Origin of the sequence: Rhizobium sp. WYJ-E13 (assembly GCF_018987265.1) — a bacterium.
In the GTDB taxonomy this organism is placed as follows: Bacteria; Pseudomonadota; Alphaproteobacteria; order Rhizobiales; family Rhizobiaceae; genus Rhizobium.
In genome coordinates this window covers 4,232,810-4,256,642 of the sequence record NZ_CP076853.1, presented here as the reverse complement: position 1 = coordinate 4,256,642, position 23,833 = coordinate 4,232,810, and the positions used below count along the sequence as shown (strand labels likewise).

Below are 23,833 nucleotides of genomic sequence, written 5' to 3'. Positions count from 1 at the left end.
TACAAGATCTGATGATGGAATCAAGTCATGTTGAGCAGCCTTGCTTTCACCACAGCGCCGTCGATATATGGCAGCGGCATTGAAGAGCGGAGACCAGCATGGACGGCATCACGCAAGGCACTGAGACGACGGCAAACTTCACGGCTGCCGCCTGGGACCGCATCAAGCCCATCATGGCCGAGATCGAGCGGTTGCCGCTGCTGGAACGGCTTTCGGACGGCACGCTGCCGCCGGAGGTTTTCCGCCACTATATCCTGCAGGACGCAATCTACCTGAAGCACTATGCCCGCTGCCTCGCCATCGTCGCGGCCAAGGCGCCCGACAATGCGCAGGTGCTGCGCTTCCTCGGTTCGGCACAGAAGGCGATCACCGTCGAGCAGGGCCTGCATGCCGGTTTCCTGACGCAGTTCGGTATCTCGAGCGCGGATGTGACGGCGGCAGAGCCCTCCCCCTCCTGTCTCGCTTATACGAATTTCCTGCTGGCGACGGCCTATCACAGCTCCTATGCTGTCGCGCTTTCCGCCATCCTGCCGTGCTTCTGGATCTACTGGCATGTCGGCGAAGGTATCAAGGGCAGGCCGGCGATCGAGGGCAACGTCTTCCAGGCCTGGATCAACACCTATGGCGACCCGCAATTCGCAGCCGGTGCGCGCGAAGTGATTGCCTTGACGGATATCGCCGCCCGCGCCGCCTCGCCGGTGGAGCGCCAGCAGATGATGGATGTTTTCGTGCGTGCCTCCCAATATGAATGGATGTTTTGGGATTCGGCCTGGCGGTTGGAGACCTGGCCGGTCTGAGCCACACGCCACAGTCTGCAAAATACGGTAAACCCCGGTATAATTACCGCTTTGCGGGCGGTGAGCGCGCTGCTATATGGCGCGCATGAGCACCAATTCGACGACTCCGCTATCCCATATCCGCAACTTCTCGATCGTGGCCCATATCGACCACGGCAAATCGACGCTTGCTGACCGCCTGATCCAGACGACCGGCGGCCTTGCCGAGCGTGAGATGTCCGAGCAGGTGCTCGACAATATGGATATCGAGCGCGAGCGCGGCATCACCATCAAGGCACAGACCGTGCGCCTGCACTACAAGGCGAATAACGGCGAAACCTATGTGCTGAACCTCATCGACACGCCCGGCCACGTCGACTTCGCCTATGAAGTCTCGCGCTCGCTCTCGGCCTGCGAAGGTTCGCTGCTCGTCGTCGACGCGTCGCAGGGCGTCGAAGCCCAGACGCTCGCCAACGTTTATCAGGCGATCGACAACAATCACGAACTCGTCACCGTTCTCAACAAGATCGACCTGCCGGCGGCCGAACCCGACCGCATCAAGGAGCAGATCGAGGAAGTGATCGGCATCGATGCTTCCGAGGCCGTGCTGATCTCGGCCAAGACCGGTCTCGGCATTCCGGACGTGCTGGAAGCGATCGTTCACAAGCTGCCGGCGCCGAAGAGCCCCGGCGGCGAAAAGGCGCCGCTGAAGGCGCTGCTCGTCGACAGCTGGTACGATACCTATCTCGGCGTCATGGTTCTGGTGCGCGTCATCGACGGCGTGCTGTCCAAGGGACAGACGATTCGCATGATGGGCACGGATGCCAAGTATCAGGTCGAGCGCGTCGGCGTGCTGACGCCGAAGATGGTCAATGTGGACAGCCTCGGCCCAGGCGAAATCGGCTTCATCACCGCTTCGATCAAGGAAGTGGCCGATACGCGCGTCGGCGACACCATCACCGAAGACAAGCGCCCGACGGCCCAGGCGCTGCCGGGCTTCAAGCCGGCGCAGCCGGTCGTCTTCTGCGGTCTGTTTCCGGTCGATGCAGCCGACTTCGAAGACCTGCGTGCCGCGATGGGCAAGCTTCGTCTCAACGACGCATCCTTCTCCTTCGAAATGGAATCGTCGGCGGCACTCGGCTTCGGCTTCCGTTGCGGTTTCCTCGGACTGCTGCATCTCGAAATCATTCAGGAGCGCCTGGAGCGCGAGTTCGACCTCGACCTGATCGCGACAGCTCCTTCTGTCGTCTATCAGCTGACGATGACCGACGGCAGCGAGCGCGAGCTGCACAATCCGGCCGATATGCCCGATGTCGTCAAGATCGCCGAAATCCGCGAGCCGTGGATCAAGGCAACGATCATGACACCGGACGACTATCTCGGCGGCATCCTGAAGCTCTGCCAGGACCGCCGCGGCATCCAGACCGAGCTGACCTATGTCGGCACCCGCGCGATGGTAACCTATGAGCTGCCGCTCAACGAAGTTGTCTTCGACTTCTACGACCGGCTGAAATCGATCTCCAAGGGCTATGCGTCCTTCGACTATCACCTCGAAGGCTATCGCGAAGGCAACCTCGTCAAGATGTCGATCCTCGTCAACGGCGAACCTGTCGACGCACTCTCGATGCTCGTGCATCGCGCCGCCGCCGAAAAGCGCGGCCGCGACATGTGCGAGCGGCTGAAGGAGCTGATCCCGAAGCACATGTTCAAGATCCCGATCCAGGCGGCGATCGGCAGCAACGTGATTGCCCGCGAAACCATCTCCGCCCTTCGCAAGGACGTGACCGCCAAGTGCTACGGCGGCGACGCCACCCGCAAGCGCAAACTTCTGGAAAAGCAGAAGGAAGGCAAGAAGCGGATGCGGCAGTTCGGCAAGGTGGAAATCCCGCAGGAAGCGTTTATTGCGGCGCTCAAGATGGGCGACGAGTAAGCGCCTCAGCCTTTTGACGGTCGCGCATAATCGGGCACGCGAAACCTGCGGCGATAGCTGCCGGGTGTCAGACCTGTCATCCGCTTGAAGAGCCTGCGGAAAAACGCCGGCTCTTCATAGCCGACCTGCCAGCTGATCTCGTCGACAGGCGTATCCGTGCGCTCCAGCCGCCGCTTTGCATCCTCCACTCTCAAACGCTGAACATAGGCGATCGGACTGACACCGGTCGCCTGGGTGAAGCGGCGTTTGAAAGTGCGCTCTGTCAGGCCGGCATGACGGGACATTTCCTCGATGGGATTGGCGACGGAGAAATGGCTGGAAAGCCAGTCCTGCGCTATCTGGATCGCTGTGTCACCATGACCTCTGCGTCCCTCGAAGACGATATAGGGCGCCAGCCCATCCTGATGCCATTGCAACGCGAAGAAACGGGCAATCGCCTGCGCGGCCGAAGCACCCGCATGGCGGGCGATCAGGTACAGGACCAGATCATGCCAGGTCATGGAGGCACCGGAACTGATCAACTCTTCCCGCCTACCGCAGACCACGAGCACACGCTCCGGATGGACGGGCACCTGCGGAAAGCTGGTCCGGAAGGACTCGGCATAGCCAAAATGCACTGTCGCATCCATGCCATCAAATAACCCGGTCTCGGCCAGCAGAAAGAGGCCCGAACAGGCCGAGCAGATCTGCGCGCCGCGGGCATGCATGGCACGCACCCATTCGACAAGTTCCGGATAACGTCCCTTCTCCCATCCGCCCGATGGCAGCAAAACGGAGGGGACGATGATGATATCCGTATGGTCGAGAGATGAGATGCTGCGCTGGACGGTAATCGGGAGGCGGCTTGCAAGTTCCAGCGGCTCCGCGGATGTGCCGACGATTTCCACTTTGAAGGGCGCCCGACCGGCAAGGACATCGCTCGCTGCCGGCAAGACCGCAAAGGCATTCATCACATCGAAAATGCCGCTCAGCGTCGATACGACAGCCTCGGGAATGGCCACGAGGCTGACATGAAGCGACCTGGAAGCGACGCGGTCGGCACCGGATTGCATCTCATCCCTCCGGAAGGAACAGCCGCGCTATTCGTCTCTTTTGCCTACACCGGCGCAACGATTGGCGCAAATGGCCCGCTTCTGGCTCATGCCGCTCTGCCACAAGGCCCCCGCCGCTGTCATTCCATTTCCATTCTGAATGTTTCGACAGGAGAAGGAAATGGACCAGATAAAAAACAACACTATAGATGCGGCCAAACTCGATCTCATCGTCTCGCGGGCAATCGGCGACCTCTCGGCCGGCTATGGCGGCGTGATGGTGAGCATCGGCCACCGGCTCGGCCTCTATAAAGCGATGGCGAAGGCCGGGCGGATCAGTTCGCACCAACTTGCGGCCATCACCGGCTGTGCGGAACGGTATATCCGCGAATGGCTGGGTTCGCAGGTGGCAGGGGGCTATGTGATCTATGATGCGGCAAGCCACAGCTATGAACTGCCGGCAGAGCATGCGCTGGTGCTGGCGCAGGACGACAGCCCGGTCTTCATGGCTGCGGCCTGGGCAATTCCGGCTTCAATGTGGGCTGATGAGGACAAGGCGCTGGATGCCTTCCGCACGGGCGCCGGCATTCCCTGGGGCGATCATGACGGCAGGCTCTATTGCGGCGTGGCATCGCTCTACCGCAATGCCTACAAGGCAAGCCTTGTCGCCGAATGGCTGCCGGCTCTCGATGGCGTCATCGAGAAACTGAAGGCTGGCGCTCTGGTCGCCGATGTCGGCTGCGGCCACGGTCATTCAACGGCATTGATGGCCGAGGCCTTTCCGTCATCGCGCTTCCGTGGTTTCGATTCTCATCAGGAATCGCTCGATGAGGCCCGGCAGGTTGTTGCTACGGCGGGCGGAACAGAGAGGGTCACATTCGAGACGGCGCGGGCGGACGCCTATTCCGGCTCGGATTACGATCTCATCTGCTTCTTCGATTGCCTGCGCGACATGGGCGATCCGCTCGCCGTCGCGAAACACGCGGCCAGAACCATCGCCCGCAACGGTACAGTGATGCTGGTCGAGCCCTATGCGAAGGATGGCGTGGACGACAGTATCTCGCCGGTCGCGCGCATGTATTATGCTGCCTCGACGACGATCTGCTGCGCTCATGCGATTTCTGACGGCGGCCATATCGTGCTTGGCGCACAGGCCGGCGAGAAAAGGTTGGCCGAAATCTTCCGGAAGGCCGGTTTCACGCGGTTCCGCCGGGCGATGGCAACGCCGTTCAACCTCGTGCTGGAAGCGCGACTCTGATCCTTGCGGTCGGAGCCGAATGCCGCAGGGCTGCCATCGTCAGTTCTGCGGCATCTTTGTACGGGGTGAAATTCTTAGAGGCCGGCTACCCAGCGGTGCCATTCTTCCTCGCTGCCGCGGAAGACATTGAGGTCGATGCGGCCTTCGACGCCGTGCGAGAGGCCGGAGCCGGAATATTGCCAGAAGAGCCACTTGCGGTTCGGATAGACCTTCGAAGGATGCTCGGCGACCGCGCGCAGCCAGAAATGATAGTTCTGGAAGGCGCCTTCGAGATTGTCAGCGTAGAAATCCGGGGCCGTGTAGATGATCGGGCGCTTGCCATAGTGCCGCTCGATCTTCTCCATGAAGACCTGCATCTTTTCCAGCACGCGGGCGCGCGAAAGCTTCACCTTGCAGCTCGATTCGCCGTTCCATTCGACATCGATGACCGGCGGCAGTGCATCCGGATCACGCGGGACGTTGCGGATGAACCAGTCGGCCTGCTCGCCGGCTGTACGACACCAGTAGAAGAAGTGATAGGCGCCGCGCTTGATGCCGGCTTCCTTGGCGCGCCGCCAGTTGGTCTTGAACATCGGGTCCAAATGGTCGCCGCCATCGGTCGCCTTGATGAAGGCGAAGTTCGCGCCGCGGGTTCTGAGCGTTTCCCAATCTATCTCACCCTGCCAGCGGGAGACGTCGACGCCGTGGACGGCCAGCTTGCGCGGCGAGGTCCTGCCAAAATTGATCGGCTTGGCATCGCGGAAACCATAGCCGTAGACGCGCGAACGGCCACGCGTCGGCGGTTCGATGGCGGGTGCCGCCGCCATGGCGAATTCGACGGGGCGGTCGCTCGGAACCGGCATACCGGGTTGCGATGTGGCTGAAGGCGTCACTGCCGAGAAGGCCCTGGATTCCGGCACGGGGGCTTCCCAGGCAAGGCTTGTCTGCGGAGTGGCATCGTCCGCATCGATCGCGGCGACTGTGGCCTGCGGCACAGGTGCCGGCGGCGGGGTGACGGAAGCCGTGATTTCCTTGGAAGGCTTCGGTGTGACGCCGGCGGCAAGACTCTCCGGACCGGAAGCCGACGAGCAACCCGCCAGAGCGAGGCAGGCAACGAGGATCGCTGGGACAGCCGTGGAACGCATGAGCACCCGTAAGCAAAACAAGAACCAGGGTGCTTCAGCCATTCGGGAAGACACCAATCCGGAATAGCTAACGGAAAATTATCAAAAAAGACTGAATCCGAACTTTCGGTCTGACGATTCGGCGCCAGGCGCATTGCAGCGCCGCTTGCGAGCCTCTAGATCCCCTAGGATAAAAGGAGCCTCCCATGACCGAAAAAGCCCGCGTGACGATCCTATACTGCACTCAGTGCAACTGGCTGCTGCGTGCCGCCTGGATGGCGCAGGAACTGCTGCAGACGTTTACCGATAGTCTTGGCGAGGTGGCCCTCATTCCCGGCACCGGCGGCAATTTCGAAATCCGCGTCAATGGCGATCTGATCTGGGAGCGCAAGCGCGACGGCGGTTTTCCGGGGCCCAAGGAACTCAAGCAGCGGGTGCGCGACATCATCGAGCCCGATCGCGATCTCGGGCATACCGATCGCGCTTCGCTGGAAAGCTGACGCTCAGTTATAAGGCGAGTTGCAGGTCTTGTAGATGCCTTGATAGGTCAGGAAACGATCCGTTCGCGGATTGTAGGAGCGGTATTCGTTCCGGCACCATTGCTGATGGCGAGTCTGATTGTCAGCCGAAGGCTGTATCCGCTGCACCGGCGGCGGGTCGTAGGTCAGCCGTGGCGGCAACTGGCCGGGCGGCTGGTAATATTTCGGGCCGGCGGCATTCGGCGGCCGATAGTTCGGCTGCACATAGGCCGGACGATGCCATTGCTGCGGACCAAAGCCGAAGCAGCCGCGATAATCGCAGATCGTCGACTGCGTATTGACGGGCCCCAGCGATGGCGAGGCGGCGTTGGCCCCAGCCAGCGGCACTGCGGCAAGCAAACCGGCAAGAAGAGCGGGGCGAAGGTCGAACATGGTGCGTTCCTTTCCAATATCCCGTTATATAGGGTGGAGAAACGGGCCACGCCATCCACTGACCCGCGGGTTGCGATCACAGCTTCATGAAGCTTTTTCACAGACTGTCAGGAAAACTTCAAAAACCTGTTGACAGCAAAGAGCCACCCCCGTACATGGCTCTCCGTCGCCCAGATGGCGGAATTGGTAGACGCGCAGGTTTCAGGTACCTGTGCCGCGAGGCGTGGAGGTTCGAGTCCTCTTCTGGGCACCATTTCCTTTCTCGAAAGAGCTTGTTTCACAATATCTTCTGTCGAGAATTCGCCCCTGTGCGGGCTCCCTTCAGCATCGCCACACTAATGCCACCATGCTCCATTTCCATGGCGCTATGCGGATCCAGGTCTACATCATCGCTTTTCTTCTGAGCGCCATCATGTGGGGCGTGACGTTCGATGCTGCGCGCAACGCCTATCGCGCCGCCCATACGGCTGGTTTGATGCCCAACCTGCATATCCAGCATAAGATCGACCGGATTCTCTGATCGCCTCATTCCCTGCAGAGCGCTTTTCTTACCCCTCAAAAATCATAGGCATGCAGCGCCGATGCAGGGCGTTGCAAAATAGCAAATAATTCCAAGAGACTATCGGGCAAACCACTCAGCGGGCGGGCAGATACCACCCGGCTGATGGTTATTTTCGCCTTGGCTAAGGCAAGCCTCGCACAAGAACGAAATCGGATACCGGCATCACGATGAAGTTACTGCCGTTCCGCTCCGTGGAGATCGTTGCCCGCATACCGGACATATTCGCCAGGCGCATGCCGGCGGCAATGGATGTTATCAGACACTTTGGAGTTCGCTTGGGATGAAAGTCGTAATTCTGGCAGGTGGTCTGGGTTCGCGCCTCGCCGAAGAGACCAGCGTGCGGCCTAAGCCTCTGGTCGAGATCGGAGAAAAGCCGATCCTCTGGCATATCATGAACATCTACGCCCATCACGGCTTGAATGATTTCATCATCTGCGCCGGCTATAAGGGCTACATGCTCAAGGAATATTTCGTAAACCTGTTCCTGCATCACAGCGACATCACCGTCGACCTCGCCACCAACGCGATCGAATATCACAAGGGTTCGAAGCCCAGCTGGAAGGTGACTATCGTCGATACCGGCATGAACTCGATGACGGGCGGCCGTATCCGGCGCGTCCGCGAGCATCTGAACCCCGACGAGCCCTTCTGCTTGACCTATGGCGACGGTGTCGCCGATATCGACATCACCTCGGAGATCGCCTTCCATCGCAGCCACGGCCTGAAAGCGACGATGTGCGCGGTGACGCCGCCTGGCCGTTTCGGCGCGACGAATATCGAAAACGATGTCGTGACCGCCTTCATCGAAAAGCCGAAGGGCGACGGCCAGCGCATCAATGGCGGCTTCTTCGTGCTGCATCCTTCCGTCATCGACCTCATCGAAGGCGACGACACGATCTGGGAAGCCGGCCCGATGCAGTGGCTGACATCCAACAAGCAACTGGCCGCCTTCCGCCACGACGGCTTCTGGCAGCCGATGGATACGCTACGCGAGCGCAACCAGCTCGAAGAGCTCTGGAGCTCCGGAAAGGCGCCGTGGAAGATATGGGCCTGACGGACTTCTGGAATGGCAGACGTGTGTTCCTGACGGGACATACGGGGTTCAAGGGATCCTGGCTTTCGCTGTGGCTGGAAAAGCTCGGCGCGGAGGTGGCGGCGGTCTCGCTCGAACCCGAGACCAGTCCCTCTCTTTATGCGCGGCTTTCCCCCTGGAACGGGCAGGGTCACCACATCGCCGACATCAGGGATGCAGCCGCGTTCAAGCAGCGCCTCACCGATTTCGAGCCCGAAATCGTCATCCACATGGCAGCGCAAGCGCTGGTGCGACGCTCCTATGAAAATCCGACCGAGACCTTCGCAACCAATGTGATGGGAACCGCTAACGTCCTCGATGCGGTGCGCGAGGCACCTTCGGTTCGAACGGTTCTCGTCGTCACCTCCGACAAGGTCTATGCCAACAACGGCAGCGGTGTTCCCTTTATCGAAAGCGATACGCTCGGCGGCAAGGACCCCTATTCCAATTCCAAGGCCTGCACCGAACTCGTCGTTCAGAGCTATCGCGACAGCTTCTTCAAGGGGCGCAACATCAGCGTTGCGACCGTGCGCGCCGGCAACGTTATCGGCGGCGGCGACTGGTCCAGGGATCGGCTGATCCCCGATTTCATCCGCGCTTTCGAGAGCCACCAGCCGATCCTGCTTCGTTACCCGCAAGCGATCCGTCCCTGGCAGCATGTGCTTGAGCCCCTCGGCGGTTATCTCGCCTTCGCCGAAGCGCTGACGCTTTCGGATGAAAAGGAGTTGCCCGAGGCGCTCAATTTCGGCCCGGACCCGCAGAGTTTCGCAACCGTCTGCGAACTCGCCGATGCGCTCGGCCTTGCCCATGGCGTCAACGACGTCTGGAAGCAGGCGCCCGGAACGCATCTGCCGGAGGCGCCTGCTCTGACATTGAGCTCGGCCTTGGCGCTTTCCGCCATCGGCTGGCGCCCGCGCCTGAGCCTGCAACAGACAATCGACTGGACAGCCGCCTGGTACAAGGCCAACCGCGAAGGAGCCGACATGCGCGCCTTCTCGCTCAGCCAGATCGCGGCCTATGAGGAAGCAATATCATGACAGCGCATAATTGCCGGTTCTGCGGCGCTCCGTTAAATCATCGCTTCGTCGACCTCGGCTCGACGCCGCTTGCCAACGCCTATCTGACGGAAGAGCAGCTCGAGCAGCCGGAGCCGTCCTATCCGCTACGCGCCTTCGTCTGCTCCGATTGCTGGCTGGTGCAGGCCGATGCCTTCGTGCCGCCTGAGGACATCTTCAGCCACTACGCCTATTTCTCTTCCTACAGCGACAGCTGGGTGGAGCACGCCCGCCAGTTCACCATCATGGCACGCAAGCGCTTCGGCCTCAACGAGACATCGCAGGTCATCGAGGTGGCGAGCAATGACGGCTACCTGCTGAAGCATTTCGTCGAGGCCGGTGTGCCGGTGCTCGGCATCGAGCCGGCCGAAAACGTCGCCGAGGTGGCGCGGCAGATCGGGGTGCCGACGGAAGCGCGCTTCTTCGGCAAGGAGACGGCTGCCGATCTCGTCTCCCGCGGCCTTGCTGCCGATATCGTCATCGGCAACAACGTGCTGGCGCATGTCCCTGACATCAACGATTTCGTCGGCGGGCTCTCTGGCGTGCTGAAGACTGACGGCGTCGTCAGCGTCGAATTCCCGCATCTGCTGCGGCTGATGGAGAACATTCAGTTCGACACTGTTTATCACGAGCATTTCTACTACCTGTCGCTGCTCGCAGTCGAAAAGGTCTTTGGGGCACACGGCCTCAAGGTGTTCGACGTGGAAGAGCTGCCAACGCATGGCGGCAGCCTGCGCGTGCTCGCCTGCCGCGCAACGTCTACCGCTCATCCGACCGGCCCCGGTGTCGCCAAGGTGCGCATTGACGAGGCAGCCGCCGGCTTCGACAAGGTCGAAACCTATGAGGCCTTTCAGAGCCGCGTGGCACCGATCAAGGACGGGCTGCTCGCCTTCCTCACCGAAGCCAAACGCAACGGCAAGACGGTCGCCGCTTACGGGGCCGCCGCCAAGGGCAATACGCTCCTGAATTTCTGCGGTGTCGGCACCGACCTCATCGCCTATGTCGTCGACCGCAACCCGCACAAGCAGGGCCACTTCCTGCCGGGTAGCAAACTGCCGATCTACGCGCCGGAAAAGATGGACGAGACGCGGCCGGACTACGTCCTCATCCTGCCCTGGAACATCAAGAACGAAGTCGTTGCGGCCAATAGCCGGGTCGGCGACTGGGGCGGACGCTTCGCCGTCGCCGTGCCGGAACTGACGGTGATCGGATGAAATTCGTCCCGACCGCGGTTTCAGGCGCCTTTATCGTCGAAGTCGACGCGCGTTCCGACGAGCGCGGACTGTTCGCGCGGACCTTCGACGCCAAGAGTTTCGCCGACCACGGTCTCGTGCCTGTCTATCCGCAATGCAACGTCTCGCAGAACCACAAGCGCGGGACGCTGCGCGGCATGCACTATCAGGCCGAGCCGCGGCCGGAGATCAAGCTGGTGCGCGCAACGCGCGGCAGGGTCTTCGACGTGGCGCTCGATCTGAGGCAGGATTCGCCGACCTATCTGAAATGGGCCGCCGTTGAACTCGACGCAGCGCAGTACAACGCCTTCTACATACCCGCCGGCTGCGCACACGGCTTCCTGACGCTCGAGGACGATTGCGAGCTCTTCTACCAGATGTCGGAAGTCTATGTGCCGGAGCTTGCCCGCGGCGTCCGTTGGGACGATCCCGCCTTTTCCATCGCCTGGCCCTTCACGCCTGGTGTCATCAGCGAGCGCGACGCCGCGCTTGAAAGCTACAGCCAGGAGACAGGCCTTTGAGCGGCATCAAACTCAGCATCTGCATTCCGACCTACAATCGTGAGGCCTATCTCAGAAACGCGCTGGAGCATTGTGCGACCTATAATTTCAGCTTCCCCTACGAGATCGTCATCTCCGACAACGCCTCGACGGATAATACAACACAGGTTGCCGAGGAATTCATCGCCAGGGGCCTGCCGATCCATTATCACCGCCGTGCCGTCAACGGCGGCTCGGGACCGAACCTTGCCTGCGCCTTCCATCATGCGGTCGGCGAATATTCGATCTACCTTGCCGATGACGACTTCCTGGTGCCTGCCGGCGTCGAAGCGGCAATGACCTATCTGGACGCCAATCCCGATGTCGTCGCGTGCCAGGCGCCTTGGTATCTGTACGATGAAATTCACGATCGGGACCTCTCGCAATTCTACGATATCGCCGAGAACACCAAGTTCGCGCAGCAGAATTTCATAGAGCTCTTCCAGTTCATCTTTAACGGACACATCTTCCCCGAGATCGGCATCTATCGCTCCTCTGCCCTGCGCTCCGCCTGGGTGCCACGCGACTTCTGCTTCTGGGCCTTTTCCTATCTCGCGCATTTCGTCGATCAGGGTGCGGTCACTTTCCTCAAGCAGCCCTTCTATCGCTCGGTAGCGGTCTCCAAGATCGCGCCGGCACGCCAGCAGGCCGGCAATGACGATGTGATGACCTCATGGGACAAGTATCGCGGTGGTCTCGAATACTTCCTCTATATCGCCGCCAAGCGCGGCAAGCTGAACACCAGCCGCGAGGCGCGCGCCATCTACGACGAGATGTGCAAGGTCTTCACGCTGAACCGCATCTCTGTCGCCATTCGTTTCTGGGTGGCACGCAAGGATTTCATCAAGGCGTACGAGCTCTACACCCGCATGGCCCTCGGCGGCCTTGGCGAACATCCTGAAGTCGCTGAGCTTCGCCACAGTCTCCCGATGATGGTGGCGATCCAGACGCTCGTCTATCAGGTCAACGCGACCGCCGGCATCAGCAGGCTCATCCTCAGCGGCATGGCCGATCCGAAATCGATCGGCGAGATGCTGCGGAACATGGGCCTGCTGTCGGAGATCGAGATTGTCGCCGACCCGCAGACGCATGAGCCGGCGCGTCTGGAGAAGACCGCGATCTTCGCCGCCGACATGCCGCGACGCGAGAATTTCCTCAAGCTCGGCTACAAGCCGAACCTCATCTTCATCGAAACCGACCTGACTCAGCATGTGCTCATCTGAAGTTGCGTCCGGCGCTGCAAAGCCTCGCGCCAGTTTCACCCCCTAGTTTTTACAGAGTTCCGTGTGCCCCGATTTCGTGAGTCTCAGGCCCCATCACAAAGAATTAAGGCATGACCAACAGGATATTCTACACCAAACCGTCGATCACCGAGCTTGAGACGAGCTATGCAGCCGATGCTGCAGCGAACGGCTGGGGTGCGCGCTGTTACGACTATATCATTCGTTTTGAGAAGGAATTCGCGGCCTATCTCGGCACCAGCCATGCGATCGCGACATCGAGCTGCACCGGCGCCATGCATATGGGTCTTGCCGCGCTCGGCATCGGCGCCGGTGACGAGGTGATCCTCGCCGACACGAACTGGATCGCGACCGTCGCTCCTATCAAGCATCTGGGTGCCGAGCCCGTGTTCGTCGATGTGCTGCCCGATACCTGGTGCATCGACCCGAGCGAAGTCGAGCGCCATATCACCCCGCGCACGCGCGCCATCATCGCCACCCATATCTACGGCAATCTCTGCGACATGGATGCGCTGCTCGATATCAGCCGCCGCACCGGCATCCCTGTTATCGAGGACGCGGCAGAAGCGATCGGCTCCGTCTGGCATGGCCGCCGCGCCGGCTCCATGGGCATTTTCGGCACCTTCTCCTTCCACGGCACCAAGACGCTGACGACGGGAGAAGGCGGCATGTTCGTGACCAGCGATGCCAATCTCCATGAAAAGGTACTGACGCTCAGCAATCACGGCCGGGCGCGTGGGCAAACCAAACAGTTCTGGCCTGATGCGATCGGCTTCAAATACAAGATGTCGAACATTCAGGCGGCGATCGGCTGCGCCCAGCTGGAGCGAATCGAGGAACTGGTTTCCCGCAAGCGGGATATCCTGGCCGCCTATATGGTGCGTCTCTCGACGCTCAACGGCATCAGCATGAACCCGGAATATACCGACACGATCAACGGCGCCTGGATGCCGACGGCCGTGTTCCACCCCGCCACCGGCATCACCCGCGAAGTGCTGCAACAGGCGTTCGAAGCCGCCAATATCGACGCGCGCGTCTTCTTCCACCCGCTGTCCAGCCTTTCGATGTTTGAGGAAAAGCCAGCCAACATCAACGCCTGGAGCATTCCGGAGCGGGCGATCAACTTGCCGAGCTATCATGACATGAGCGAGGCCGATATCGAGCGCGTGGCGGAAACGCTGATCTCGGTCGTCCGCAGCCATCAGGACAATAGCGCCGTTCAACTCCGCCAGTCGGCCTGAGCGCAGAATAGACAGAAGGTTTCAGAGTTATGACCACCAAGGACGATCGCCTCGAATTCGAAGCCCACAAGCGCGAAATGTCGCTTGCGCTGGGCAAGGACGAGGAAGCCTTTCAGCACGCGCTCAACACGATTGTGACACTCGACAAATATGATTACTCCTATCTCTGGTCGTGGATGGGCGTGCCGATCATCCAGATGCCGGCCGATGTGATGGCCACCCAGGAAGTAATCTGGAATACCAAGCCCGACATCATCATCGAAACCGGAGTGGCGCGCGGCGGCTCGATGATCTTCATGGCGTCGTTGCTGAAAGTGATCGGCAAGGGCAAAGTGATCGGCGTCGATATCGACATCCGCGCCCATAATCGCGATTCCATCGAGAAGCACCCGCTTTCGCCGTTGATCACACTGATCGAGGGACCGTCGACCACCGTCGAGACGCTTGCCAAGGTGAAGGCCGAAATCCCGGCCGGCGCCTCCGTCATGGTGGTTCTCGACAGCGACCACAGCCGCGATCACGTGCTCGACGAGCTGCGCTGCTACGGCCCACTGGTTACCGAAGGTCAGTATATCGTCGTCGCCGATACGCTGCTCGGCCGTGGAGACATGTCGCAGACGCCGACAAAGCGCTCGAAGATCTGGTATCCGGGCGACGAGCCTTACGCGGCGCTCAATGCCTATCTCAAGGAAACCGACCGTTTCGAGACTGACGAAGTGCTGAACGGCAAGCTGGTGCTTTCCAGTTCGCCGGGCGGTTACATAAGGTGTGTCCGTGGCTGACAAGCGCAGACTGAAGATTGGTGTGATTTGCTCTGCTGGTGGGGCGCCGTTTTTCACGGCCGCCGACCTGGCGGTGCGGACGTCCTTTCTCGATTACGCTGACCTGACATTGATCACCGATCGGCCGTGCGGCGCAGAAGCCGAAGCCGACAGCCGATCTGTCTACAGACAGCGACTGGAGGAAAAGGATCGCGTCCAATTCAGCAGGAAAGCGTGCACGATTCTCCAGGAACGCGGCGTGGATCTGGTCCTCCTCTACTTCGCAAGGCTTATCAGCGCCGAACTTTTTTCAGTCATCCCTTCGCTGAACGTGCACCCGTCGCTTCTTCCGGCTTTTGCCGGAATAAACGCACTCAAACAGGCAGTGCAGTATCCAGTTCCGATTATCGGTTCGACACTGCATGCCGTCAGTGCCGGCGTCGACGACGGCTCCATTGTGGCGCAGGTTGCAACGCCCGCGCTCGGAACCTTCACTGCCGACGAACTTGGGCCATTGTCGTTTCTACACAAGGTCTATCTAACGCTTTGCGCAATCGATCTTGTTGCCAATGACTTGCTTGTCATCAAGCCGGCCTCCGAAACTGTGGTCCTGTCCGAAGGACTGCGCGTTACGGCGTCTGCCGCGCCTGCGATTCAAACACCGTCTCTCCTCTCGGCATTCTCCGATTTTCAAAAGACACGATCAGCTCTTGAGGGGTATCTGGTCCCATGACCGCCGTTGTCATTACCCAACCGATGCTGTTTCCATGGCCCGGCTTCTTCGAGCAGTTGATGCTTGCCGACTGTTATATCTATCTTGATGATACGCAGTTCTCGAAGGGCAGCTTCACGAACCGCATCCAGCTTCTGCGTGGTAATGATCGCTGCTGGATGACGATCCCGCTTGCTGGCAAGGGCAGCTTCCAGATGATTTCGGAGCTCACGGCGGCGGGCGAAGACTGGAAGGCAAGCCATCGTTCTCTGCTGCGCCAATCGCTGCTCGGAGCGCCCTACATCGACGATGCGCTTGCGATATTCGACAGCGTTTACAGTCATTCCTCGCTGCTAGAACTGCTGATCGCCAGTATCGAAGAACCCGCCCGCTATCTCGGCATCGGTGCGAACCGGACGATCGAGAAGACCAGCGAGATGGGCGTCGAAGGTACGTCATGGCAGCGCGTGCTCGACATCGTGCTGAAGGTGAGCGGCACCCGCTATCTGACGGGTCACGGGGCAGCGAACTATCTCGACCATGCGGCCTTCGAACGGGCCGGTGTGCAGGTTGAGTATATGAACTACAGCCGTACACCCTGGCCCCAGCCGGTCGGCACGTTCACCCCTTATGTTTCTGTACTCGATCTCATCGCCCGAATGGGTCCGGAGGCGCGTAGCTGTCTCATCCCGGCCACCGTGGCGTGGCAAGACTTCCTGAAGGAGGAAACGGTAACATCATGACCAACGCAAAGATCACCGACGGCCTGCGCGCTGAATTCAACAGCAACGGCTATCTCGTCATGCGCGGCTTTTACGATCCGGCTGCAGACATCGCGCCGATCCAGGAAGGCATCCGCCAGATCCTTGAAGTGATCTGCAGGAAATACGGCATCGATGCCCCGACCGAAACGACCCATGAGGCGATGACGATCGCCTATCCGATGCTAATCGCCAAGAACCGCGTATGGGGCGGCGAAGTCTATGACGCCGTCAAGCAGATCCCGGCCTTCATGCGGCTCGTTACCAACGCAACCAATGACGAAGCCTTCAGGGGACTGCGTCCGGACAGTGTTCCGGGCATTGCAGCCGGCGGCTACGGTATCCGGATCGACAATCCGGGCGAGGAAAAGTTCCGTGCCCAATGGCATCAGGAATTCCCATCGCAGCTGCGCAGTGTCGACGGCGTTGTCTTCTGGACACCTCTTCTGCCGGTCACGCAGGACATGGGGCCGGTGCAGATCGCCCACGGTTCACATGCCGAAGGCCTCGTTCCGGTCTATGAAGACGATGCCGGCGCCGGCAAGACGGGCGCTTACGCGCTGCATCTCGATCGCGCCGAAGAGCGTCTGGCCCGCTACAAGCATGTCGCACCACCGACGAACCCTGGCGACCTCGTGCTGATGGACTTCCTGACGCTGCATCAGTCGGGCCACAACGTCTCGACCACGCCGCGCTGGAGCATCCAGTTCCGCTATTTCAACTATCTTGAGCCGGTCGGCATCCGCATCGGCTGGAAGGGCTCCTTTGCCGCCGGCATTAAGTTCGCCGACGTGCTCCCGGAGCTTTCCGTACAGCGCGAGGCAGCCGAATGACGCCCTGCCGCGTTTGCAGCAAGGAGATTGTGTCGCCGGCCTATGAAACGCCGGCGCCTGCCCTTACTTCCATCATGACTCTTCTGGACATTCCGACCCGCGTTTATATCTGCGATGGGTGCGGCCACGCGCAATGCGATGAAATTCCGGATATCAAAGGCTTCTACGATACCGGCTATCGTATTTCGCTGAGCAGCGAGGACCATGACCAGATCTTTGCGGTCAAACCAGATGGTACTGTAATCTATCGCACGGATCATCAAGCAGAGATCTCCCGCAATCTGCTCGCTCTTTCTCAGGGTGCCAAGCTTCTCGATTACGGCGCCGCCAAGGCCACGACACTGCACAAAGTGGTTGCTGCCCGGCCCGATATCAAGCCGCATGTCTTCGATGTTTCCGCCGACTATGCACCGGCATGGGAAGGCTGGATCGCGCCCGAGGCACAGGCCACCTACGAGGCGCCGGAAGAATGGGCGGGCCGTTTTGACGCGGCAATGAGCCATTTCGTGATCGAGCACGTGGCCGATCCCGTCGGTTTCATCAGCGGCATCCGCAAACTGCTGAAGCCGCACGGCACGCTATTGCTTTCGATGCCTGACGTTTCGGCCAATCCGGGCGATATGACGGTGGCGGACCATGTCAATCATTTCAGCGAAGCCTCGCTGCGTCGAGCCCTTGCCGCTGGCGGTTTCGAAGTTTCGGTGCTCGACACGACATCCTTCCCGGGCGCTTTCTTCGTCGTCGCTGTGCGCAGCGAAACGCCTGTAAAGGAAGAACAGGACGCAACTCTCGTTCGGCAGGCTGTCGATCGCGGGCTGGAAATCTGCGATTTCTGGCGGGCTTCGGCCGACGGACTGGAAAAACAGGCAGCGAACTTCCGCGGACGCAAGGCGGCAATCTATGGCGCAGGCTTTTATGGAAGCTGGATCTTCAGCCGCATCGGCAAAGACGTTGAGGTGACGGCCTTCCTGGATCAGAACCCGAACATGCAAAATGCAACGCATTTCGGCCACCCGGTCACCGCACCGACGGCAATCGCCGAAGACGCAGAGGCCCTGTTCATCGGCCTCAACCCCCTGAAAGCACGCGCTGCAATCGGCAATATGCCATACCTGCACAAGCCGGGTCTGGAACTGGTCTGGCTGGATGCTTGAAATGAACGAGCCGGTGGCGTCCTTCGCCTCCGGCTTTCACCGCACCGGCTGGTAATGGCCGCGCAGCGGCACGCGGCTGTCCATAGACACGACACCGTCACGCTCACAAACATACATCAGGGTCGGCATGCCGCCGGAGCGAAAGATCTCGTCGTAGCGGCGGCGGATCTGCACGGTTTCGGTGTGGCAGTCGTAGGACTCTTCCACCTTCTTATCCGGTTGCGCCTTCACGCCCGGAAGATCCTTGTAGGGATAGAGCGGCTGCACAGCCTGCTTGCCGGAATTCTGCCAGTCTATGGCAAAGGCGGGCGCAGCCGAAGCGCCGGCAACAAGCGATAGCAGGAGAACCGCAGCGAACCGCATCACAACCTCTTTCACGGGCGTCTTTCGTTCGGTGCCCTTGTTCAGGATGTAGGAAGATCGGCGGTCGCCATCAAGCGGAAGCGCGGGCAGGTTTGCGGAAATAGCTTCTGATGATGGGATGAGAGAAGAGGCCGGCGAGGACCGCAAAGCCTGCGCCGATGGCAAAGCCTGCAAGCAGCCCGCCGATCATGCCTGCGACCATGATGACTTTCTTGCTCGGCCCATCCGCCTTGACGGGAACTTCGGCGGGCGAGACGACGCGGATATTGCTTTGGCTCAGGTTCTGCTCTTCGCTGGTCTCGCCGGAACGCTTCAAGACTGATTCGTAAAGTTCGCGGGCGGCCGTCGCCTTGCGCTGCAACTCGTTCAGCTGCACTTGTTTGTCCGAGGTCGTGGCCTGCAGGGCTTTCTGCACTGCCAACTCCTTGGCGATATCGTCTTCGGCCTTCTTGGTCTGCTCATATTCGGCTCTTGCCGAGGTCGCGACCCTCTGGAGTTCGCCCTTGATTTCCGTTCCGATACTATCAAGCGAAGAGCGGGCAGCCTGAAGGCGCGGATGACGCGAACCCATCTGGCTCTGCAGGCTGCCTACAACAGCGGCCTGGGCGGCGTATTGCTGCCGCAGGCTAACGAGCGGCGATGTGCCCGTGGCGCCATCCGTCTGGCTGCCGGCGACGACATCTTCGACCCGCAGATTTGCGGCGGCGTCGGCACGGGCCTTGGCCTGAATGGTCTTTTCCTGGGCGGCGACGAGCAGCGTATTCAGGGATGAAAGGCGCTGGTCGGAGATCAGATTGCCCTCGGTCGCCGCCATGTCGTTGTCGGCGCGGAAGGTTTCCACCGCCTGCTCTGCTTCCTGCACCTTCTGGCGCAGATCGTCGAGGCGGCCGTCGAGTGCTGACGACGTGGTCTCGTAAAGGCCTGATGATGCGCTGCTTTCCTCCTGCATGAAGGAGGTGACGACCTGGTTTGCGAGTTTCGCGGATTTTTCCGGATCGCGCGTCGTCGCGGCAAGCGAGACCACGTAGGTGCTGTTCTCGCGGGTGATCAGCAGAGCCTTCTGAAGGGTGCCGATGATGGCGGCGCCATCCGTTCTGCCGCCGGTGAATTCCGGATCGTGATCGAGCTGCATGGCGTCGGCTACGCGACGCAATACGTTGCCCGAGGTCAGCAGCTGAACCTGGCTGTCGATCAGCGTCGAAATCATTTCCGGCGACGGGGCCGCGTTCTGAGAGCCGCTGTCGGCAAGACCGATCTGACGCGGATCGAAATAGAGGGCGGCGACGGCGGTGAATTTCTGCGGAATACGGGGCGCGATCACCGCGCCGGCGGCAGCACCGAGAAGGCAAAGACCGGCAATGATCAGGCGCCGGCTCCAGACGGCGGCAACCGCAGATCGGATATCCAGCAATGGTCCGGCGGCCGGTTCCTGCTCGACTGCGGGTTCGGGCGCTGACGGGGGTTCGGAGGCGGCAGGAATATCGCGGCGTGATGGTTCGGCGGGACGACTTTCCGACGCTGTCCCGCGAACCGGAAGAGGATCGGGCTCGGGGGGCGGTGGAAGCGGAACGAAATCGGTCGGCCGGATGATCGGGCTGCGCGCACGGCTACCTTCAGGCGCAGACTGAGACGACTCATAACTGCGCCAGGCAGGCAGGCGGCTCACCCTGTTCCCGTCATACTGATTCATAACCACCGCATCCGCCCGGCGAGAAAGCATGGCCGGGCAAGAGCGACTTTAGAAATTCTTAGCTAACGGACCGTTAAGATGCCGGCATCGAAGCCGACGTGGCGACCTGCCGCGACCCCGCGAGGATAGCCATGAAACGGAAAAGACTGCTGCACAGGGTGCTGGTTGCCGCCGTCACGACCATTTCGTCCACCGCCCATGCCGCTGACGTGCCACTCTGCTATTATGGCGTCAATCTCTCCGGGGCCGAATATGGCGAGCGCGGCGGGGTCTACGGCACGAACTACACCTACCCAACCGAAGAAACGATCAGCTATTTCGCTGAGAAGGGCATGACGATCATCCGCCTGCCCTTCCGCTGGGAGCGGCTGCAGCCGGCGCTTGGCGCACGGCTCGACGATGACGAGCTGCAGCGCCTGAAGGATACGGTTTCGCTGGTTCGCAAACACAAGATGAGCGTGCTGATCGATCCGCATAATTTCGGTTATTACGACAAGGATCAGGTCGGCAAGCAGCCAGCAACGAATGCAGCCTTTGCCGATTTCTGGGCACGGCTCTCCGTCGAATTTGCCAATCAGGACGGCGTGCTCTTCGGGCTGATGAACGAGCCGCACGACATTCCGGCGACCGATTGGCTGAAAGCCGCCAATGCCGCAATCCGCGGCATTCGGGCGGTCGGCGCGCGCAATCTCATCCTCGTTCCCGGCACGGCCTGGAGCGGAGCGGCAAGCTGGGAAACCGATGTGATCGGTGGTGCGAACGGAACCGTCATGCTCGGCGTGCGTGATCCGCTCGATTTCTACGCCTATGAATTCCATCAGTATCTCGATGCGGATTCCTCCGGCACGCACGATACCTGCGAGGGTGCACAGGCGGCGACCGATGCCATCACCAACGTGACTGCCTGGCTGAAGAAGAACGGCAAACGCGGCTTTCTCGGCGAGTTCGGCGCCTCGGCGAATGCGGATTGCCTCGATGGACTGAAGACGATGCTCACCACCATGTCCGACAACAGCGATGCGTGGATCGGCTTCTCCTATTGGGCGGCAGGCGAATGGTGGCCGGCCAACGAACCTTTCAACGTGCAGCCGCGCGATACGCCGGAGCGTCCGCAGATGCGTCTTCTCGAGCAAATGGTGGCCAAGCATGCCCCCGTCTGCGCAGCGGTAAAGCCCGTGGGGAAGTGACATGGCAGCAATAGGAGAGACGAGCGCGAGATTCGAAACGGTCGCGGATACGGCGAGCCCGGCCTCGCGTCTCGATTACCCGATCCTGACCCTCGGGCTGCTTTCGGTTCTCTACAACGGCATCCTGGCCTTCATAAACCACAATGTCATGCCGCTTTCGTTGACGCATGTGGCGGCCAGCGAAGGCCTGATCATGGCGAGCGCAATCATCTACATCCTGCGCAAGGGCATCTATGAGGAAGACCTTCCGGCCTTTCTGTTCATGCTCTTCACACTGATGGTGACGATCTATGTCAGCGTACTCAACCGGATGGCCTTCATCGATCATTTCCGCAACGTGCTGATCATCTTCTGCTTCACGGGGCTTGGAGGCTGGTGCAACGAACGGACGCTGAAGCTGATCTTCCGGGTGGCTTGCATCATGGTGCTGCTTTTCCTGATCTTCGAGATCATCAGCGTGCCCTTCTATGTCAGCATCGTGCACCCCTCCGACTATTTCGCCAATACACGCGGGCTGAAGCCGCTCAGCTTCAACACGACGGGCCTGTTCCAGAATGCGCTTGGCTTTCCCGGCCGATTCTCCTTCGGCATCATCGACCATCGTTCGTCATCGATCTTCCTGGAACAGGTATCGCTTGCCAATTTCTGCGGTGTGATCGCGATCTACCTTATTTCGATGTGGGATAGGCTGACACGGGCCGACCGGGCTCTGGCCATTGGGACGGCGATGCTGATCCTGACGACAAACGACACCCGCACGATGCTGATCTTCTGCATCTGCTGTATCGGCGGCTATTTCGTCTTTCCGAAAATCCCCAAGGCCTTCAATCTGGCTCTGATGCCGCTCATCGTTTGCGCCGGCTTCCTCGTCTACATGAAGGACCCCAATGCGATCGGCGACAACTTCACCGGCCGTATCAATCTGACGATGAAGAAACTGATGGATCTCGATCCGCTGGCGATCCTCGGACTTTCGGTCGATAAGGTCGCCGAATTTGCCGACAGCGGCTATGTCTATCTAGTTTATGGCGCCACGGTGTTCGGCGTCATCGCCTTCTGGCTCTTCGTCTGCCTGTTTCCGGCGGGCACAAGTCCGGCACAGAAGCGCTGCGCCCATTCACTTTCTCTTTTCATTTTTCTGAATATGATGATCGGGGGAACGGCAATCTTCTCGATGAAGATCGCCGGCCTCCTCTGGCTTGTCATCGGGTTCATGCGTTTCCGCGACACGCCACGCATCCGGCAGGATCGTCCGGCAAATGTAGTGAGTTGACGAAGCGGCCTGCCCGACGGGCGATCCGCGGGAGCCTGTGGGAGCAAGACACCAGATGCTTGTCCAGCTGCAATATCTGCGCGCCATTGCGGCGCTGATGGTCGTTTACTTCCATGCCATCCTGCAGCTTGCCAAGGTCAATCCCGCCATCGACGCGACCTCGTTCATCTATGGCGAAACGGGTGTCGATATCTTCTTCGTGCTCAGCGGCTTCGTGATGTGGCTGACAACGAGCGGACGAAACATGACGCCGGTCGATTTCGCCCGCAAGCGCGTCAAGAGGATCGTGCCGCTCTACTGGCTGGCGACGCTGTTTTCGGCAGCTGTGGCGCTTGTCGCACCGTCGCTTCTCAAATCGACGGCCTTCGACCTGCCGCATCTGATGGCATCGCTGCTCTTCATACCATGGATCAATCCGGTCGATCCGACGATGATCGTGCCTGTCATCGTGCCCGGCTGGACGCTGAATTACGAGATGTTCTTCTATTTCGTCTTCGCGCTGCTATTGCCGATCCGCGAGAATTATCGCCTGCCGGCCCTGTTTGGTGCCTTTGCAGCCATCCTCATCGTCTGCCATCTGTTGCCGGAAACGACGGCTACGAAATTCTACGGCGAGCCGATCATCCTGGAATTCCTGGCCGGCGCGATACTTGGCTGGCTCTATGTCCAGAAGCTTCTGCTGCCGCAGCGCTGGGCCTGGGTATTGCTGGCCGTCGGCTTCGCCTTCCTCTTCATCAACGAGGGTCTGGTGCGGCCGGATGACCGTTATTATGGCTGGGGGATACCGGCGATCTTCATCGTCTACAGCGCTATTTCGATCGACTTCTCGAAATTGTCCTTCGTCGGCTGGCTCAACTACCTCGGCGACGCCTCTTACGAAATCTACATCACGCATGCCTTCACGCTGGCCTTCCTGCGGATAATCGCCAATCGTTTCCCGATCGGCGCGCTCCAGCAGCCTGTTATTTTCGTGATCCTTTGCCTCGTGCTCTCTTCCATCGTGGGAGCGATCATTCACGAAATCATCACCCCGCGCAGAAAGGTCCGGGTTGCCAGCCGGCCGGCCATCTGACTTCAATCCATCAAAAGGCGAGGACGGGCTTTCCGACGGCGCAGGCAGAACGGAATCCTGCATAGCCTGTCATAAG

Annotated in this window: 24 protein-coding genes and 1 tRNA gene; 20 read left to right on the top strand and 5 right to left on the bottom strand. The window is 60.2% G+C overall.

The genetic code is table 11. The features are described 5' to 3' along the window. Positions 1-98 precede the first annotated feature (98 nt). Together tenA and lepA are read left to right on the top strand one after the other, a co-directional pair. Complete coding sequence (tenA, locus tag KQ933_RS21045; RefSeq protein ID WP_216756700.1) at positions 99-797, top strand: thiaminase II; 699 nt, start codon at positions 99-101, stop codon at positions 795-797. 76 nt (positions 798-873) lie between these two features. After that, positions 874-2,706, top strand: coding sequence for a translation elongation factor 4 (gene lepA, locus KQ933_RS21040; RefSeq protein WP_112705713.1), 1,833 nt, complete (start codon positions 874-876; stop codon positions 2,704-2,706). A 5-nt stretch (positions 2,707-2,711) separates the two neighbouring features. On the opposite strand, the gene KQ933_RS21035 is transcribed toward lepA, so the two are convergent. After that, entirely contained in the window at positions 2,712-3,758 is a 1,047-nt protein-coding gene (locus KQ933_RS21035) for a GlxA family transcriptional regulator (protein ID WP_216756699.1), read from the bottom strand. A 160-nt stretch (positions 3,759-3,918) separates the two neighbouring features. Here KQ933_RS21035 and KQ933_RS21030 point away from each other — a divergent pair, with 160 nt between their 5' ends. After that, positions 3,919-4,995, top strand: a complete 1,077-nt coding sequence (locus tag KQ933_RS21030) for a class I SAM-dependent methyltransferase (RefSeq protein WP_216756697.1) — start codon at positions 3,919-3,921, stop codon at positions 4,993-4,995. Between the two features lie 74 nt (positions 4,996-5,069). On the opposite strand, the gene KQ933_RS21025 is transcribed toward KQ933_RS21030, so the two are convergent. Then, positions 5,070-6,119, bottom strand: coding sequence for a GH25 family lysozyme (locus KQ933_RS21025; protein ID WP_216756696.1), 1,050 nt, complete (start codon positions 6,117-6,119; stop codon positions 5,070-5,072). Positions 6,120-6,304: 185 nt separating this feature from the next. Between KQ933_RS21025 and KQ933_RS21020 the strand changes: the two genes are divergently transcribed. After that, on the top strand, positions 6,305-6,598 hold the full coding sequence (locus tag KQ933_RS21020) for a SelT/SelW/SelH family protein (protein ID WP_007813273.1): 294 nt from the start codon (positions 6,305-6,307) through the stop codon (positions 6,596-6,598). A 3-nt stretch (positions 6,599-6,601) separates the two neighbouring features. On the opposite strand, the gene KQ933_RS21015 is transcribed toward KQ933_RS21020, so the two are convergent. Continuing rightward, complete coding sequence (locus KQ933_RS21015) at positions 6,602-7,009, bottom strand: BA14K family protein (protein WP_216756694.1); 408 nt, start codon at positions 7,007-7,009, stop codon at positions 6,602-6,604. Positions 7,010-7,177: 168 nt separating this feature from the next. Here KQ933_RS21015 and KQ933_RS21010 point away from each other — a divergent pair. The 13 genes from KQ933_RS21010 (at position 7,178) to KQ933_RS20950 (ending at position 18,172) form a co-directional block, all read left to right on the top strand. Further along, positions 7,178-7,262: transfer RNA gene (locus tag KQ933_RS21010), tRNA-Leu, on the top strand. A gap of 93 nt (positions 7,263-7,355) precedes the next feature. Further along, positions 7,356-7,529: a hypothetical protein gene (locus KQ933_RS21005; RefSeq protein ID WP_216758971.1), complete on the top strand. Its 174-nt coding sequence runs from the start codon at positions 7,356-7,358 to the stop codon at positions 7,527-7,529. Positions 7,530-7,851: 322 nt separating this feature from the next. After that, positions 7,852-8,625: a glucose-1-phosphate cytidylyltransferase gene (gene rfbF, locus KQ933_RS21000; RefSeq protein WP_216756693.1), complete on the top strand. Its 774-nt coding sequence runs from the start codon at positions 7,852-7,854 to the stop codon at positions 8,623-8,625. Continuing rightward, the gene (gene rfbG, locus KQ933_RS20995; protein WP_216758963.1) at positions 8,616-9,680 is read left to right on the top strand and encodes a CDP-glucose 4,6-dehydratase; all 1,065 of its coding nucleotides are present in this window, start codon (positions 8,616-8,618) and stop codon (positions 9,678-9,680) included. Before rfbF ends, rfbG begins: the two co-directional genes overlap by 10 nt. After that, positions 9,677-10,912, top strand: coding sequence for a class I SAM-dependent methyltransferase (locus KQ933_RS20990; protein WP_216756691.1), 1,236 nt, complete (start codon positions 9,677-9,679; stop codon positions 10,910-10,912). The genes rfbG and KQ933_RS20990 overlap by 4 nt, the downstream gene beginning before the upstream one ends. Beyond that, positions 10,909-11,451, top strand: coding sequence for a dTDP-4-dehydrorhamnose 3,5-epimerase (gene rfbC / locus KQ933_RS20985; RefSeq protein WP_216756689.1), 543 nt, complete (start codon positions 10,909-10,911; stop codon positions 11,449-11,451). The genes KQ933_RS20990 and rfbC overlap by 4 nt, the downstream gene beginning before the upstream one ends. Beyond that, entirely contained in the window at positions 11,448-12,692 is a 1,245-nt protein-coding gene (locus KQ933_RS20980) for a glycosyltransferase family 2 protein (RefSeq protein ID WP_216756688.1), read from the top strand. Before rfbC ends, KQ933_RS20980 begins: the two co-directional genes overlap by 4 nt. Positions 12,693-12,802: 110 nt before the next feature. After that, complete coding sequence (locus KQ933_RS20975; RefSeq protein ID WP_216756687.1) at positions 12,803-13,951, top strand: DegT/DnrJ/EryC1/StrS family aminotransferase; 1,149 nt, start codon at positions 12,803-12,805, stop codon at positions 13,949-13,951. Positions 13,952-13,980: 29 nt separating this feature from the next. Further along, complete coding sequence (locus KQ933_RS20970) at positions 13,981-14,733, top strand: cephalosporin hydroxylase family protein (protein ID WP_216756685.1); 753 nt, start codon at positions 13,981-13,983, stop codon at positions 14,731-14,733. Then, positions 14,726-15,445, top strand: coding sequence for a formyltransferase family protein (locus KQ933_RS20965; protein WP_216756684.1), 720 nt, complete (start codon positions 14,726-14,728; stop codon positions 15,443-15,445). Before KQ933_RS20970 ends, KQ933_RS20965 begins: the two co-directional genes overlap by 8 nt. Continuing rightward, positions 15,442-16,167 (top strand): WbqC family protein, encoded by a 726-nt coding sequence (locus tag KQ933_RS20960; protein WP_216756682.1) that lies wholly within the window; start codon positions 15,442-15,444, stop codon positions 16,165-16,167. The genes KQ933_RS20965 and KQ933_RS20960 overlap by 4 nt, the downstream gene beginning before the upstream one ends. Further along, entirely contained in the window at positions 16,164-17,018 is an 855-nt protein-coding gene (locus KQ933_RS20955; RefSeq protein ID WP_216756680.1) for a phytanoyl-CoA dioxygenase family protein, read from the top strand. The genes KQ933_RS20960 and KQ933_RS20955 overlap by 4 nt, the downstream gene beginning before the upstream one ends. After that, on the top strand, positions 17,015-18,172 hold the full coding sequence (locus KQ933_RS20950; RefSeq protein WP_216756678.1) for a class I SAM-dependent methyltransferase: 1,158 nt from the start codon (positions 17,015-17,017) through the stop codon (positions 18,170-18,172). Before KQ933_RS20955 ends, KQ933_RS20950 begins: the two co-directional genes overlap by 4 nt. Positions 18,173-18,208: 36 nt before the next feature. Here the strand turns inward: KQ933_RS20950 and KQ933_RS20945 are convergent, their stop codons facing one another. Further along, complete coding sequence (locus KQ933_RS20945; protein WP_216756677.1) at positions 18,209-18,535, bottom strand: hypothetical protein; 327 nt, start codon at positions 18,533-18,535, stop codon at positions 18,209-18,211. A gap of 70 nt (positions 18,536-18,605) precedes the next feature. Beyond that, positions 18,606-20,225: a GumC family protein gene (locus KQ933_RS20940; protein ID WP_216758962.1), complete on the bottom strand. Its 1,620-nt coding sequence runs from the start codon at positions 20,223-20,225 to the stop codon at positions 18,606-18,608. 131 nt (positions 20,226-20,356) lie between these two features. Between KQ933_RS20940 and KQ933_RS20935 the strand changes: the two genes are divergently transcribed. From KQ933_RS20935 to KQ933_RS20925, 3 genes are read left to right on the top strand one after another with little or no spacing between them, the layout of a single operon-like run. After that, a complete protein-coding gene (locus tag KQ933_RS20935; protein ID WP_216756675.1) occupies positions 20,357-21,412 on the top strand; it encodes a glycoside hydrolase family 5 protein in 1,056 nt (351 codons plus the stop codon). Position 21,413: 1 nt separating this feature from the next. Further along, the gene (locus tag KQ933_RS20930) at positions 21,414-22,685 is read left to right on the top strand and encodes a hypothetical protein (protein ID WP_216756673.1); all 1,272 of its coding nucleotides are present in this window, start codon (positions 21,414-21,416) and stop codon (positions 22,683-22,685) included. Positions 22,686-22,740: 55 nt separating this feature from the next. Next, the gene (locus KQ933_RS20925; protein WP_216756672.1) at positions 22,741-23,757 is read left to right on the top strand and encodes an acyltransferase; all 1,017 of its coding nucleotides are present in this window, start codon (positions 22,741-22,743) and stop codon (positions 23,755-23,757) included. Positions 23,758-23,833 lie beyond the last annotated feature (76 nt).

Coding starts and splice junctions, on each gene's coding strand:
- tenA (WP_216756700.1), top strand. CDS start 99: ATGGACGGCATCACGCAAGGCACTGAGACGACGGCAAACTTCACGGCT.
- lepA (WP_112705713.1), top strand. CDS start 874: ATGGCGCGCATGAGCACCAATTCGACGACTCCGCTATCCCATATCCGC.
- KQ933_RS21035 (WP_216756699.1), bottom strand. CDS start 3,758: ATGCAATCCGGTGCCGACCGCGTCGCTTCCAGGTCGCTTCATGTCAGC.
- KQ933_RS21030 (WP_216756697.1), top strand. CDS start 3,919: ATGGACCAGATAAAAAACAACACTATAGATGCGGCCAAACTCGATCTC.
- KQ933_RS21025 (WP_216756696.1), bottom strand. CDS start 6,119: ATGCGTTCCACGGCTGTCCCAGCGATCCTCGTTGCCTGCCTCGCTCTG.
- KQ933_RS21020 (WP_007813273.1), top strand. CDS start 6,305: ATGACCGAAAAAGCCCGCGTGACGATCCTATACTGCACTCAGTGCAAC.
- KQ933_RS21015 (WP_216756694.1), bottom strand. CDS start 7,009: ATGTTCGACCTTCGCCCCGCTCTTCTTGCCGGTTTGCTTGCCGCAGTG.
- KQ933_RS21005 (WP_216758971.1), top strand. CDS start 7,356: ATGCTCCATTTCCATGGCGCTATGCGGATCCAGGTCTACATCATCGCT.
- rfbF (WP_216756693.1), top strand. CDS start 7,852: ATGAAAGTCGTAATTCTGGCAGGTGGTCTGGGTTCGCGCCTCGCCGAA.
- rfbG (WP_216758963.1), top strand. CDS start 8,616: ATGGGCCTGACGGACTTCTGGAATGGCAGACGTGTGTTCCTGACGGGA.
- KQ933_RS20990 (WP_216756691.1), top strand. CDS start 9,677: ATGACAGCGCATAATTGCCGGTTCTGCGGCGCTCCGTTAAATCATCGC.
- rfbC (WP_216756689.1), top strand. CDS start 10,909: ATGAAATTCGTCCCGACCGCGGTTTCAGGCGCCTTTATCGTCGAAGTC.
- KQ933_RS20975 (WP_216756687.1), top strand. CDS start 12,803: ATGACCAACAGGATATTCTACACCAAACCGTCGATCACCGAGCTTGAG.
- KQ933_RS20970 (WP_216756685.1), top strand. CDS start 13,981: ATGACCACCAAGGACGATCGCCTCGAATTCGAAGCCCACAAGCGCGAA.
- KQ933_RS20960 (WP_216756682.1), top strand. CDS start 15,442: ATGACCGCCGTTGTCATTACCCAACCGATGCTGTTTCCATGGCCCGGC.
- KQ933_RS20955 (WP_216756680.1), top strand. CDS start 16,164: ATGACCAACGCAAAGATCACCGACGGCCTGCGCGCTGAATTCAACAGC.
- KQ933_RS20950 (WP_216756678.1), top strand. CDS start 17,015: ATGACGCCCTGCCGCGTTTGCAGCAAGGAGATTGTGTCGCCGGCCTAT.
- KQ933_RS20945 (WP_216756677.1), bottom strand. CDS start 18,535: ATGCGGTTCGCTGCGGTTCTCCTGCTATCGCTTGTTGCCGGCGCTTCG.
- KQ933_RS20940 (WP_216758962.1), bottom strand. CDS start 20,225: ATGAATCAGTATGACGGGAACAGGGTGAGCCGCCTGCCTGCCTGGCGC.
- KQ933_RS20935 (WP_216756675.1), top strand. CDS start 20,357: ATGAAACGGAAAAGACTGCTGCACAGGGTGCTGGTTGCCGCCGTCACG.
- KQ933_RS20930 (WP_216756673.1), top strand. CDS start 21,414: ATGGCAGCAATAGGAGAGACGAGCGCGAGATTCGAAACGGTCGCGGAT.
- KQ933_RS20925 (WP_216756672.1), top strand. CDS start 22,741: ATGCTTGTCCAGCTGCAATATCTGCGCGCCATTGCGGCGCTGATGGTC.